This is a genomic window from Halalkalibacter alkaliphilus, assembly GCF_023555415.1.
Lineage (GTDB): Bacteria > Bacillota > Bacilli > Bacillales > Bacillaceae_D > Halalkalibacter > Halalkalibacter alkaliphilus.
This window is the reverse complement of the sequence record NZ_JAKRYL010000003.1, coordinates 77,902-91,635: the sequence shown is the minus strand read 5'-3', so window position 1 is coordinate 91,635 and position 13,734 is coordinate 77,902. Positions and strand designations below refer to the sequence as shown.

Sequence of the window (13,734 nt, the reverse complement as noted above, 5' to 3'; positions counted from 1 at the left end):
CGTAAAAATCTTTACTTATGCGTGAGAGTAATTATACTTTTCCAATACTTCCAACGTAGTTTCTTTTGCCTTTTTAATCACTTCTTCAGGATCCATTTGATAATATTCTGGTCTGAATAACTCAACAGATGCTACAAAATCATAGTTTAATTCTTTCAATTTATTCAAATGAGCTTCTAAATCAATTACACCATGACCTGGCCATACACGATCTGTATCACGCATTTGCCCAACCGGAAAACCATCTACGTCATTAATGTGGAAAATAAATATTTTTTCTGCAGTTTCTTCTGTTACATCCTCAAATCTTGATCCCATTCCAGTGAATTGGAACGTATCATACACAAGGCCAACATTATCTCTATCAATTTCTTTTACAATGCTATATGCTTGTCCAAAAGTGTTTACCGTATTTTCTGGAATTCCAATAAACTCCAATGCAATCTTTACTCCATAAGGCTCTGCTAAATCAGATAGTTGTGTTAATACTCGAACACAACTTGCATTAACTTCTTCTGTTAATGTTTTTCCTTTTTCCGTTACATCAATATTTGAAGGAACGACAGCGATATATTCACAATTTATTTTTTTACAAATCTCTAAATAGTCTTTGAATTCTTCAATAATTTTTTCCTCGTCTTCTTTTGTACGATTATTAAAGAAGCATAATGCGTTTAAAGAAAGCGGTTTAATTTTATGGCTGTCAAAGTATTCTTTTAAATCATCTAATGTATTTTCTTTTAAATAGTCAATTAACTGGTCAATAGCACGAATTTCAATATAATCATAACCATGTTTTTCACAATACTCTAGATTTTGTTGAAGTGATGCACTTTCCCAAGTTGTCCCTTCGTTGAATGCTAATTTCATTGGTAGCTCCCCCTCACGATAATAAGGCTTATTGTTTTTGTATCTGGCTTTAGTTTAATGCATATTCTTCGTTTCCACTCTATAAAATCTTGCTCGAAAACTGTAGAATAGTGCTTTTTTGATTATTTTTTGGATAACTTTTGATTTATTGCAACCTGCTAAAAGCAGCTAGAGTTTGTCTCTAGCTGCTTACAATAAGGTAATGTAAAGGAACATACTATACAGTTATATTTTTTACTTAGATATATAATCCCTCTTTAATAGATTTCAGCGTTAGCTCATTTGACCATTCTGGTCGATCAGGATAAGCAAAGACTGAATTTGTTACAATTCCATCAAATTTCATTTCTCGTAGCTTACGATATAATGCATCAAAGTTTACTTCGCCTTCACCAGGATTTAGGTGCTGGTGAATCGTAACTTTTGCATCAGGTGGATTCACAATATAACGTAACCCAAATGCTGCTTTATGATTAAGCGTGTCGGCAATGAGAACGTGATCCAATAAATCTCCTGCTTCTTCTAAGTGTTTCTCTACATCGCCAATTCCATCATCATAGAAGAACGCATGGGCAACAGAATAAACCAATTTAATCCAATCTTTATCAAGCGCACGAATCATTCGAATCGCTTCGGTATTCAACTCAATAAAGTCATTCGGATGCGATTGTAAATTAAGTCTAATCCCTTCTTTTTCAAAAAGCGGCATTAATTCATACATTGATTTTACAAAAGCAGCTTCACTTTCAACCGGACGGCTTATGTCACCGGCAAATTCACTGTTCATTAAATCGACTCCTAATTCAGAAGTGATTTCAATACAACGCTTCCAATTTCGCACGGCAGCTTGACGTTCTTCTTCATTTGGAGAAGACCATTGTTGAACAGGAAGGACTGAAGAGATTTTCACCCCAGCATCTGAACAATATTTTTTAAGATCTTTGATCAACTGCTTATCTACCTTTGGGTATTCATAAAACCAAATAAAATCTTTACGCGGTGATAATTCTACATATTCATACCCTAATCTGGCTACGGCATCGATTGTATCTTTTAAATTGGTATTATCACGATAATGTGATGGATCATAAGCTAAACGCATTATTAAAATTCTCCTTTCACTTGTGGGAAAAACATTCCCATTACAAAAATTAATTTAATTTGATTACAATGTGTTTGCACATCTTGACTAATTTGCTTTTCTATCAGGAGCCATATCTGTTGTTTCTAGTTCAATTTTTTTTTCAGCGAGCCAAGTCTCTTCAATTTCTTCAAGTGATTTATTCTTCGTTTCAGGAACGAATTTCAGTACAAAGAAAAAGGCGAACGTACTAATAAGGCCGTAAATAAGGAAAACTCCTGTGCCTAAAGCTTCATTTAATGGCGGGAATGTAGAAGAAGCAGCTAAATTCGCTCCCCATACTAATGTTACAGCAATTGCAACAGCCTGGCCTCTAATCTTATTAGGGAATAGCTCCGAGAGGATAACCCATGTAACAGGTCCCCAAGTCATCTGGAAGACAGCTACAAACCCTAAAATAAATAATAGTGTAAGAATCCCTTGAATACCTGCAAAGAAAAGTGCTGCTACTGCAGTTAAACAAATGGCACATCCTGCAGAACCGAAAAGAAGTAAGAACTTTCTTCCTTTTTTATCAATGAGTTTGAAAGATATGAATGAAACAAGAACTCCTATGGCTCCAACAAAAATCGTTTGGAACATCGATGTTGACTGATCAGCACCAAGGTTTTCAAAGATCCGAGGAGCATAATATAAAATAACATTTATGCCGATAAATTGTTGTAATACTGCCAAAGTCATACCTACGATCAAAACTAACTTTCCATAATAAAACAAGCTGACTTTTTCTGTTTTTGTATTTAAAGATTGTTTGATCTGTTGTAAAGTTTCACTTGCTACTTGTTTAGATCCATTGACCTTTTCTAATAAGTTGTATGCTTTATCATATTCCTTTTTAAGAGCCAAGTATCTTGGCGTTTCCGGAATAAATAACAGCAGGAAGAAAAATAATGCGGCTGGGATTAATTCTGAAGCAAACATTAATCTCCATCCAATGTCATTGATCCACTCAGTGGTCCTACCTAAGGCTATTTGCCAGTTGACAACGTATACAATCGTTTGGCCAAAAACAACAGACATACTGTATAAAACAACCATTTTCCCTCTAATATTTTGAGGACTCATTTCACTAATGTAAATTGGTGCGATGGCTGAAGCTAAACCTACCCCAATACCACCTATGATTCTATAAATATTAAAAGTAACTAACAATGCAAGACTAGGTTCACCTGCAGTAAAGAATAGAATCTCTGGGTATGCTGAGCCTAGTGCCGATAGAAAAAATAACGCAGCTGCAATAACGAGAGTATTGCGTCGTCCTATTCTATTGGACAATATCCCAGAAATGACTGCTCCGATAATACATCCGATCAATGCACTAGATACAGTAAGCCCATGAATAAACGAACTTAACCCTAAACTGTCTACTAAATATAATTGTATGGATTGTTCTGCGCCTGCAATAACTGCTGTATCGTAACCAAAAAGAAGTCCACCTAAAGAAGCCACTGCGGCTACAAATAAAATATAATATCGTTTGTTATTAATCATAAAAGTGAAGGATAATCCTTCTCCCCCCTTTATTTATTTTCAAATTGCCAAATCTCTTGTAACTTTTACAGACTTTTTTTTCAATTAATTCATTCCGTTGTTTTGCTTCAAACTAACTCTTAAAACTAAATGAAATCGTTATCAAATATATCCATTATTAACAAAATTATTATTTATTATGTTAGTGGCTGAAGCCTTAATTCTGCTAAAAAGCCTCTCAATTAATGAAAACGTTTTCCGTTAATAGAATAAAAAATATAGAATTTCTTTTCTAATAGCTTTTTATCTTTATTTTTAGAACATGAAATATAATATCATATCTACTAATAAAGAAAAGTGTACCAAAAGGTTAACAACAGTCCTTTTGGCACACCCCTGAAGCAATAAATTTGCTAATTTACAAAAAACTTGAAAGGAGTGTGTTCCTCCATATTTAATTTCATTAATCTTATAAAATCATACTATACAATTACATTCTTACTTAAATGTTTAATCCCTCTTTAATGGATTTCAGCGTTAGCTCATTTGACCATTCTGGTCGATCAGGGTAAGCGAAGACTGAATTTGTTACAATTCCATCAAATTTCATTTCGCGTAGTTTGCGATATAATGCATCAAAGTTTACTTCTCCTTCACCAGGATTTAAGTGCTGGTGAATCGTAACTTTTGCATCAGGTGGATTCACAATGTAACGCAATCCAAATGCCGCTTTATGATTAAGCGTGTCGGCAATGAGAACGTGATCTAATAAATCTCCTGCTTCTTCTAAGTGTTTCTCTACATCACCAATTCCATCATCATAGAAGAACGCATGGGCAACAGAATAAACCAACTTAATCCAATCTTTATCGAGCGCACGAATCATTCGAATCGCTTCGGTATTCAACTCAATAAAGTCATTCGGATGCGATTGTAAATTAAGTCTAATCCCTTCTTTTTCAAAAAGCGGCATTAATTCATACATTGATTTTACAAAAGCAGCTTCACTTTCAACCGGACGGCTTATGTCACCGGCAAATTCACTGTTCATTAAATCGACTCCTAATTCAGAAGTGATTTCAATACAACGCTTCCAATTTCGCACGGCAGCTTGACGTTCTTCTTCATTTGGAGAAGACCATTGTTGAACAGGAAGGACTGAAGAGATTTTCACACCAGCATCTGAACAATATTTTTTTAGATCTTTGATTAGCTGCTTATCTACCTTTGGATATTCATAAAACCAAATAAAATCTTTACGCGGTGATAATTCTACATATTCATACCCTAGCCGAGCTACGGCATCGATCGTATCTTTTAAATTGGTGTTATCACGATAATGTGACGGATCATAAGCTAAACGCATGTAAACTACTCCTTTCTTTGTGGGAAAATATCCACACCATAAAAAAATCCAAAATTAACTTTCATCTGTTGATGTAAACACTTAACATATAAAAGCGATAATCATTACAGGTCTCATTCTTTAATTCTAATTAAGCCCTTAGCTCCCTTTGATGTGTAATCGATTTCAATAGATGCATTTTCTTGTGCTCATCAGCAATTACAACTTTAGTTTAATCTATATTTCCGTTAACTACCCTGTAAATCCTTGCTCGAAAAATGTATATTCTTGCTTTTTGATTATTTTATTTTTAGTTGTCTATAGCGTTTTACATTCTTTTATTGATGAAATATACTAAATGAACACATGATTATTTTGAAATTTACTTATTTCTAAGGGTGATAAAAATGAATTATTACATTCCAAATGTAGAACCAGGACTCAAGACAAAAAAGGGATTATATTTTTATGAACCTTCGGAATTAACGAAAAAATTGTATTTTTATGTACTATGGGGTGGGGAATATATCGTGGATGCGCCTTACAGCATTAGGCGTGATTATATGGACTCTTTTCTCATTTTTTTTATTAAAAGAGGATCGATGCATTTTCATTATCTTGATCAATCATTTGTTGCAAAACAAGGTGATATCGTCCTATTAGATTGCAAAGAAAAAAACAATTATCATGTAACAGAAGAAGCCGAGTTCCAATTTATTCATTTTTCAGGAAAAGGTACACAAGATTTATATAATGAGATATACCAAAGACAAGGTTGTCTATTTACACTACCTTCCGATAAAAACAATCTTCCTAATATTTTATCGCTCTTGGCATCAAACCAAGAAATTGACTTTAACATTTCCTTAGAAATTTATGAGTTGTTAGGGAATTTATTAGAAAGTACACGTAACACTTTTGAAAGTAGAGATGCAAACATGGCCAAAGTTCCACCGGAAATTCAAGCAGCTCTGACTCATATAAATGAAAATTTCTCATCTAAAATTACGATCGAGAAGCTTAGCGAAATATCGAACTTAAGTACTTCTCATTTTTGCCGAACGTTTAAAAAATATATGGGAACTAGCCCTTACCAATATATACTAAATTATCGCTTAATTCAGGCTAAGAATTTATTAGTGCAAACCAATCTTTCCGTAGAGCAAATAAGTGAGGATTGTGGATTTTATGGGATAGGTCATTTTATTAAAGCATTCTCTAAATCTACGGGGGGGATGACTCCAGGGAAGTTCAGAAAAGTTTGCTTTTAATTACCGTTCTTTAAAGCAGTTTGTTTTTTGTAAATTTAATTTTGAATAATAACTAAAAGGGGGATGTCTCAAAAGTTTATTTACCTTTGAGACATCCCTTTCTTTTGTTTATTTTTAAAGGCTGTTTTCGCATAATTTGTTGTTTTCCTTCACATGTTCGTGCCATTGCGCTTCAGTCACTCGCTTTCCGCGGGAAGGTGCCGAGGCTCATTTCCTGTGGGACTCGTCCCTAGAACATTTTAAGGGGCTCTAGCTGGTTATCACTTGATGATGCAAATTACTTTGTCTGCCTAAATCAGAGCAATTTCTTTAAAAAGTCTATCCTTCGCCTTGCATTTTCCTTAACAATTAAATCAACGCCACTGTCAACATGCATTTCGATCATATCTCCATTCGTTACTTTTAATGCAGTTAGAACACTTAAGTACCCCATATCATATGGGTTTTGTACGACAGTACCTTGTAACGTGCCTTTTTCGATTAATTCAAGCATGTCAACAATTCCATCCGCTCCAATAACCGGTATGTTTAAACCATTTGCTTTTAGCGTCTCCAATACATGGATAGCAATGATATCATTGACGGCTATAACCCCAGCTAAATCAGGGTGGTTCTGTAAAATTTCTTCTATTGTTTCTTTTATTTGAATTGGATCATTGGATAATTCAGATATACTCGTCTTTTCTGATGCAATATGGATTCCTACCGCCTCTAAACTAATTTTTGCACCATTCATACGTCTACCTGATATAACTGGATTATCTCCTCCTATCATGGCAACTTTATCACCAGGCTGTAGTTCGGATGCTAATAACATCCCTGCTTTTCTACCTAAATCATAGTTATCGGTACCAATGTAGGCCGTCTTATTTTCCCAAGGGTCATCCGTATCCAAAAGAAGGACTGGTATATTTTGGTCAGCAAATCGGTCTAAAATTGGTATTATCGGATCTGGAGAGATAGGAGAGACAATTAGTATATCCGGTTTTTCTTTCAAAACGTTCTCTAACATTTCCACCTGTTCTTCAACAGTACCATCTATAGGAGCAATTACAATCCCTCCTAATCCTAAGTCTTGAAATCCCTTCTCAGCACCAGCTTTGATAATTTGAAAATACTGTGAGTTTAACTCTTTTACAACAACAACAACGTTCGTTTTTTCTTTTTCTTCTTTAAACGAAATAAAGCTAACTATAATAACAGTAAAAATGAAGGTTATAAGTAAAAATATCGACCGTTTCTTCAATTCTTCCCCCTACTCTCTTTAGATACTTGTAGATATAGAATTTGTAACCGGCTATATCATGCTCAGCCGAAGAATATAACATCAGCCACAAAAATGATTGAATTATAGTTATGTTTTGATTAACTTTTGGTTATTTTTGATAATATTAATATGAAAACCCTTTTCCGTCAATTAGTATAATGTCACGTCTTAGACAGTGCAGATGAAGTCACGGATATTCATTTTGAATATTTGGTTTGACAGAGTAAAAAAATAGAACAAGCATAAGCCTGTTCCTTCGAAGAATATTTATATTTAATCCAATTTGGGATCAAAGAAAATCAAACCATTCCCTATTATGTTTTTCCATTCATATCCAAACGTTCGTTTGTTTCACTTCTTTTAAACTGAAGAGGGGATTCACCCATTGTTTTTGTGAAAATTCTTGTGAAATAGTTTGGGTTTTCATAGCCTAGCAGACTAGCGATCTCCCGTACTTTCATATTGGTGTTAATTAATAGTCTTTTCCCTTCGCCCATTCTTCGAGAAATCAAGTAGTTAATAGGCGAATCGTTGTACATGTCATTAAATACATGCGATAGATAATATGGGTTCATATGAAATTCGCGTGCTATTTCATTCAAGGTCAAATGTTTATGATAATTCTTATCCAAGTATTCTTTAATTTGCAGCGCAAGTACGGCCGTATCACTTTTTGTAGGATTAATGTTATCCAGCTGAACCATTCTTTGAATGAGAAGAATGATCGAAGTTAAAAAGTTTTCGCTAATCGCTTTGTGTCCTTGGGCCTGAATCGTTGATTCTTCAAATATCATCGAAAACAGGGTCTCTACCTTATCTGAGTATTTGTTTCTTTCAATATGCGGGGACACTCCGGTTGGGAGAACAAAACAGTCGGGAAAACCTTCTATTTTTAAATTTGAAACACCACAATAAAAAGCCTTTAAAGGTTGCACAGATGAAGACCTTTCTTCATGAAGTACCCCTTTGTTATAAATCAGCATATCCCCTTTTTGGGCAGTAAATGGCTTACCGTCTATCCGGAACTCTCCTTCTCCACCAAATATATAAATGATTTCACTAAGATCATCATGCTTGTGGCTTGGGAAACTCCAATTAGGTTTATCACTTATTTTCCCGATATATGCCAGGATAGGGGGTTGAGTAATCATTTTATTTTCCATGTAAATCCCCTCTTTCGTTCCTAAATCTCTCTCTATTGTATCATCTTTTATGAAAACCCTTTCTATAAATTAAAGCAAGATATGGAACAATTTTAATCATAATAACAAGATGTTTAATTGTTTTGTTCCTTCAATCCTTTTATGATTATTTCAGTTTAAAGCGACTTTCAACCTCCTCAATTACCGTTTTAAAGAGGCTTGAACTGATTAAATCAATCACTTCGTTCATCCTGAAGAAGATATAAATGTTTATCGGAGTAATTAAACAGTCGGAAAGAAAAGCAAGATGTTTCATATAAAATAACTAGAAGATTAGAGGGGATTACCATGTTGTTAAGAAGGATCATGTTCTTTTTTATAGGTCAATTTATTTTAACCTTAGGGTGTTCGTTAATTATAAAAGCGAGTTTAGGGGCATCACCTTGGGAAGCTCTTGCGATTGGGCAATCACAATTATGGAATTTAACAATCGGTACATGCGCGGTGATTAATGGAGTTTTTGTTATATTAATTAATTCCTTAATATTAAAGAAAAAACCAGAAATACTTTCTGTTTTAACGATATTTTTGACCGGATCTCTAATCGATTTTTGGCTGTTAATCGGTCTAAAAAACTTTGATCCTCAAAATCTCATTGTTCAAATTATGGTCGTGTTGACAGGTATCATGATTTTAGGGATGGGAGTTTCAACCTACCTGCAGGCAAAATTTCCTGCGAACCCAATGGATCGTTTGATGGAGGTTATCCATGAAAGGTTCGGTTTTAGTTTAAGAATCGCAAAATTAATTGCAGAAAGTTTTGCACTCACTCTTGCATTTTTCTTCGATGGCGCGATGGGAATGGCGACCTTGCTTGTAGCCTTCACTACGGGATATTTCATTCAGTTTTTTTATCCAAAATTTGAATTCTTATTCAATAATACTCGTCAGGTGTTGTTTAAAAGTGAATTTACTCTGTTTTTCGTTAAACTTAGACCTAAAAAAAGTACGCCTCTCAAAACGTGAGAGGCGTGTCATTACTAGCTTATTAAACACAAGATGTAAATAATCCAGCTTCTCCACCTATATGGGTTCCCCCCCAGAGAATTACCGCTGGCACTCTTACCTCTCTTTATTACGTCGTACTTATTTGCTCATGATTCAATCTTCTAAACACATGGTTACATATATACATTTGTACGAATGTAATAGGGACAATTCCAAAGATGAGCGTCAACTGTGGAAACCTGACATACATCATCGTTAAACCTGTTATCAGCACGACTTGTAAAATGGTATATGGGAAATAGGTAAGACCAATCTTTACTCCAATAATGACGTAATGAACGAGCTGAAGCTGATAGTTTGCGATCACAGGGAATACATACAAACTTGTTAGGATCAACAAGAAGGTAAAGGTAATAACAATCCCATACATAACGAATTTAAGCAACATTTGCTCCACATACGGGATGTAAAACCAATTCAAACAAACAATGAAACTCGCAAACAAGACAATCCAGCCTAGATAATTAGATGTTTTAAAGTTTTCTTTATAAAACTTTTTAAATAAGACGCTTACCCTTTCCGTATCTCCATGTTTCAGCCAGTAGCGAGCAACCGCATAGACGGCTGTTGTCGCAGGAAAGAAGCCAAGTACAACCGCTCCTCTAACCAAATAGCCAATCCATAGAATATGGAGCTTGATTACTTCCCACAGCCATTCAACATAAGTCGTAAATTTAAACATTGAAAATTCCCCTCTCAACTATTAAAAACGGATACCTAAACGTAAAGAACAATCCCTTGCATAGCCTATCACAGGGAAAGGAAAGGAAGATGCTAGATTCTTTCTTCTGTCTAGCATCCCCTTTCTATCTTTACATTTCACTTAACTTTTAACAGCACCCTCTGTAATTCCTGCAATAAATTGTCTGTTAAAAATTAAGAAGACAATCAATATTGGAATCGTTGCTAAAAACGTCCCTGCTAATACCATTGGATAGTCGGTCGTATAGGCATCGTTTAATGTTCGTAACGCGATTTGAATGGTATGAACGCTGGAGTCTTTTAAAACAATTAATGGCCATAAGAAGTCGTTCCATGCATTCATATACGTAATAATGCCTAGCGTAGCAAATGCCGGCTTGATTGCAGGTACAATTATATTCCAATAGATTCGTAAGTGGTTACAACCATCTATTTTTGCCGCTTCAATTAAATCGTTCGGTATCGATGACGCAACATACTGTCTCATGAAAAACACGCCAAAGGCACTTACCATACCTGGTACGATTACAGCTTGTAGCGTATCGACCCATCCTAATGAACTAATAATCATAAACGATGGGATCAAACCTAATTGCGGTGGAACCATCATCGTTGCCAGCAAAAAGATAAAAAAGAACTTCTTCCCTTTAAACTCTATTTTGGCAAAAGCATACCCTGCTAATGAACTAAAGAATAGTACAAAAAATGTAATGGCGGTTGAAATCACAAACGAATTCCAAAGCGCTCCGAAAAAGTCGATCCGCTCAAACACTTTCGCCACATTTGTCATAAATTGCTCCCCAGGAAGTAGCACTGGAGGAATTTTATTTACTTCCGAATTCGTATTCGATCCGATTACAAACATCCAGTAAAACGGAAATACTGACAAAATCGATGTAAAGCCTAAAAAAAGATAAAGAGCTATTTTAGGTAACTTTCTTTGTCCTGCTTCGTTCATTGTTTGTCCCTCCCTAATGACTAAGATTTAATCCGTTGAGTGATAAACAGATTAATGAGTGAGAAGATGATAATGATTAAGAATAACACCCATGCAATCGCTGATGCATATCCAAATGCAAAACGAGTAAACGCTTCTTCATAGAGGTAGAGAGTCATCGTTAAGCCTTGGTTACTTGCACCGCGTCCAAATAGGAAAGGCTCTGCGAAGATTTGCATTCCCCCGATTGTTGATAAGATCACTGTAAATAAAATAATCGGTTTCATTAGTGGGATCGTAATAAAGAAAAATTGCTGTGTTTTGTTAGCTCCATCGATCGTTGCCGCTTCATACATATCTTTTGAAATCCCTTGTAAACCAGCAAGATAAATAATGGTGTTATACCCTACCCAACGCCACATAACCATTGCAGAAATGGCAACATGTGTTCCAAGATAAGAGCCGCTCCAATTGATAGGATCGAATCCGAAAAGAGTCACGACATAGTTGATGACACCATAATTCGTTCCAAACATCGCGGAGAAGATAATGGCAACGGCTACAACAGACGTAATATTCGGCATAAAGACTGCCAATCGAAATAGTCCTTTTCCTTTTAAAAACGCTTGATTTAATAAAAAGGCTAACACTAATGCAAGAATAAGCTGAGGTACCGTTGAAATAAACCAAATGCTAAATGTATTTCCAACCGCTTTCCAGAACAACGGATCATTCGTGAACAAAGCGATATAGTTATCAAAACCTACAAATACCTTCTCACCTAAAATATCCCATCTATGTAGAGAAAGATACGCGGTAAAAAAAAGAGGATAGACACCAAATATTGCAAATATGATAAAAAAAGGTGATATAAACGCATAGCCAGCGAGCTGATCAAAAAGTTTAGGGTTTTTCTTTTTCGTAACGGATACCGGTTTAGTAGTACTTGTCTCTAATGCGCTCTTTGTTGCCACAGCAAAAACCTCCTTTTTTAGACAAAATTTCTTTAAAAATATAAGAAGCTGTGTAAACTCAGCTTCTTATATTTACTATTTAGAACAATTTCATTAACGAGATATTTGTCTCTTTGCTTCTTCTACAGCTGTATTCCATGCTTGCTCAGCTGTTGCTGTTCCATCTTCAATGGATGCTACAGCATCACGCATGATTATATTGAGGGCTCTTGTTTCAGGAGATCTGTACACGTATTCAACACGCTCGGCAGCTTCTGCTAACATGCTTCCTAAGTCGTCACGAGTGAAGAATGGATCAGAGAAAGATTGTAATTCCTCATTGTCATAAACACTTGGCGTTGATGGGAAGTTCCCTCTTTCTTTAAAGATTTCTAGTTGTTGTTCTGGTGCATTTAACCACGCAATGAATTCATATGCCGCTTCAGCATTCTTGCTTTGAGCTGGTATCGATAATAGTGATCCACCCCAGTTACCTGATGCTTCAGGAATTTGTGTAACATTCCATAAACCTTCTGTTTCAGGTGCATTATCTTTAATTTGTTGTAACATCCAAGGTGGCAGGAATACTGTAGCAAAGTCGCCGCGTGCTACCGCTGCACCCCACTCTGTAGATTCACGCTCGATATTTGCAGAAATATCTTGTGCTTCTACTGCTAGATCCCATGCTCTTTTGATTTGTTCTGATTCTTCAAGGATAAAGTTCCCTTCCATATCAAAGTACTGCTCTTGACCTTGATCACGCACAACGCGGAACATATCAGAAGCGAAGTTAAACATATATCCACCAGTCGCTTCTTTTATCTGACGTCCAGCTTCAATATACTCTTCCCATGTGCTAAGAGCTTCACTTACTTCATCTGGATCAGTTGGAAGTCCTGCCTCTTCAAAAATATCAACACGATAAGCCATTGCCATTGGACCTACATCTGTTGGGATACCTAGTACAAAAGATCCATCAACAGAAGATGCTTCTCTCCATCTCCACTCTAGGTAATCACCTGCAATGTCATCTGCACCATAATCTTTTAAGTTATGAAACTGATTTTGATTTTCTTTTAACCTTTCAATATATTCTGACTCAATTACCGCTACATCTGGAGCTCCAGAACCTGCTGCTAGAGCTGTTACTAGATTTTGGTGATGGTCACCGTAAGGAGTTTCTTGTAATTTAATCGTTACATTTGAATTTTCCTCTTGGTATTTTTTAATTTGTTCATCTAAACCCATACCAGGGAATGCCCACATCGTCAATTCGACGTTTTCACCAGAAGAAGCGTTTGAACTATCAGTAGTAGATTCCGTTCCCCCTGATTCATTAGAAGATGAACAAGCAATAAGGCCAAGCGATAAAGCTAAGGTTGAAGCAACGTAAGCAATCCTTTTAAACAACACAATCGACCTCCTGTTTTTTCTGTTTTTTTATATTAATTAGCAAGGCTAACTAACACCAATGAATAACTTGCTTTGAGACAACCCGCCATTCACCTTAACGATGCAGCAATTGATAGCAGTCTCCTTTAGACCCTAATTGGTAGCGCTTTCATATT

General features: G+C 35.7%; 12 protein-coding genes. 2 read left to right on the top strand and 10 right to left on the bottom strand.

The genetic code is table 11. The features are described from left to right. Positions 1 to 15: 15 nt before the first annotated feature. From MF646_RS03640 to MF646_RS03625, 4 genes are all read right to left on the bottom strand, one after another. Positions 16 to 870, bottom strand: coding sequence for a sugar phosphate isomerase/epimerase family protein (locus MF646_RS03640; protein WP_250095132.1), 855 nt, complete (start codon positions 868 to 870; stop codon positions 16 to 18). Positions 871 to 1,108: 238 nt separating this feature from the next. Next, the gene (locus tag MF646_RS03635; protein ID WP_250095131.1) at positions 1,109 to 1,972 is read right to left on the bottom strand and encodes a sugar phosphate isomerase/epimerase family protein; all 864 of its coding nucleotides are present in this window, start codon (positions 1,970 to 1,972) and stop codon (positions 1,109 to 1,111) included. Between the two features lie 87 nt (positions 1,973 to 2,059). Beyond that, positions 2,060 to 3,502, bottom strand: a complete 1,443-nt coding sequence (locus MF646_RS03630) for a sugar porter family MFS transporter (RefSeq protein ID WP_250095130.1) — start codon at positions 3,500 to 3,502, stop codon at positions 2,060 to 2,062. Between the two features lie 481 nt (positions 3,503 to 3,983). After that, the gene (locus MF646_RS03625) at positions 3,984 to 4,847 is read right to left on the bottom strand and encodes a sugar phosphate isomerase/epimerase family protein (RefSeq protein WP_250095129.1); all 864 of its coding nucleotides are present in this window, start codon (positions 4,845 to 4,847) and stop codon (positions 3,984 to 3,986) included. A 386-nt stretch (positions 4,848 to 5,233) separates the two neighbouring features. On the opposite strand from MF646_RS03625, the gene MF646_RS03620 reads away from it, so the two are divergent. Beyond that, positions 5,234 to 6,097, top strand: coding sequence for an AraC family transcriptional regulator (locus tag MF646_RS03620; protein ID WP_250095128.1), 864 nt, complete (start codon positions 5,234 to 5,236; stop codon positions 6,095 to 6,097). 295 nt (positions 6,098 to 6,392) lie between these two features. Here MF646_RS03620 and MF646_RS03615 read toward each other — a convergent pair whose 3' ends face one another. After that, positions 6,393 to 7,343, bottom strand: a complete 951-nt coding sequence (locus MF646_RS03615) for a sugar ABC transporter substrate-binding protein (protein ID WP_250095127.1) — start codon at positions 7,341 to 7,343, stop codon at positions 6,393 to 6,395. Between the two features lie 335 nt (positions 7,344 to 7,678). Then, entirely contained in the window at positions 7,679 to 8,527 is an 849-nt protein-coding gene (locus MF646_RS03610; protein WP_250095126.1) for an AraC family transcriptional regulator, read from the bottom strand. Positions 8,528 to 8,857: 330 nt separating this feature from the next. Here MF646_RS03610 and MF646_RS03605 point away from each other — a divergent pair, with 330 nt between their 5' ends. Beyond that, positions 8,858 to 9,532, top strand: a complete 675-nt coding sequence (locus MF646_RS03605) for a YczE/YyaS/YitT family protein (protein ID WP_250095125.1) — start codon at positions 8,858 to 8,860, stop codon at positions 9,530 to 9,532. Between the two features lie 109 nt (positions 9,533 to 9,641). Here MF646_RS03605 and MF646_RS03600 read toward each other — a convergent pair whose 3' ends face one another. The 4 genes from MF646_RS03600 to MF646_RS03585 all read right to left on the bottom strand — a co-directional run bounded on the left by MF646_RS03600 (position 9,642) and on the right by MF646_RS03585 (position 13,576). Then, entirely contained in the window at positions 9,642 to 10,256 is a 615-nt protein-coding gene (locus MF646_RS03600; protein WP_250095124.1) for a YesL family protein, read from the bottom strand. A gap of 141 nt (positions 10,257 to 10,397) precedes the next feature. Further along, positions 10,398 to 11,234: a carbohydrate ABC transporter permease gene (locus MF646_RS03595; RefSeq protein WP_250095123.1), complete on the bottom strand. Its 837-nt coding sequence runs from the start codon at positions 11,232 to 11,234 to the stop codon at positions 10,398 to 10,400. Positions 11,235 to 11,254: 20 nt separating this feature from the next. Then, positions 11,255 to 12,187 (bottom strand): carbohydrate ABC transporter permease, encoded by a 933-nt coding sequence (locus MF646_RS03590; protein WP_250095122.1) that lies wholly within the window; start codon positions 12,185 to 12,187, stop codon positions 11,255 to 11,257. A gap of 93 nt (positions 12,188 to 12,280) precedes the next feature. After that, positions 12,281 to 13,576, bottom strand: coding sequence for an ABC transporter substrate-binding protein (locus MF646_RS03585; RefSeq protein WP_250095121.1), 1,296 nt, complete (start codon positions 13,574 to 13,576; stop codon positions 12,281 to 12,283). Positions 13,577 to 13,734: the final 158 nt, after the last annotated feature.

Excerpts from the sequence above, each read along its gene's own strand:
- MF646_RS03625 (WP_250095129.1), bottom strand. The coding sequence starts at position 4,847 with ATGCGTTTAGCTTATGATCCGTCACATTATCGTGATAACACCAATTTA.
- MF646_RS03595 (WP_250095123.1), bottom strand. The coding sequence starts at position 11,234 with ATGAACGAAGCAGGACAAAGAAAGTTACCTAAAATAGCTCTTTATCTT.
- MF646_RS03610 (WP_250095126.1), bottom strand. The coding sequence starts at position 8,527 with ATGGAAAATAAAATGATTACTCAACCCCCTATCCTGGCATATATCGGG.
- MF646_RS03630 (WP_250095130.1), bottom strand. The coding sequence starts at position 3,502 with ATGATTAATAACAAACGATATTATATTTTATTTGTAGCCGCAGTGGCT.
- MF646_RS03635 (WP_250095131.1), bottom strand. The coding sequence starts at position 1,972 with ATGCGTTTAGCTTATGATCCATCACATTATCGTGATAATACCAATTTA.
- MF646_RS03600 (WP_250095124.1), bottom strand. The coding sequence starts at position 10,256 with ATGTTTAAATTTACGACTTATGTTGAATGGCTGTGGGAAGTAATCAAG.
- MF646_RS03640 (WP_250095132.1), bottom strand. The coding sequence starts at position 870 with ATGAAATTAGCATTCAACGAAGGGACAACTTGGGAAAGTGCATCACTT.
- MF646_RS03620 (WP_250095128.1), top strand. The coding sequence starts at position 5,234 with ATGAATTATTACATTCCAAATGTAGAACCAGGACTCAAGACAAAAAAG.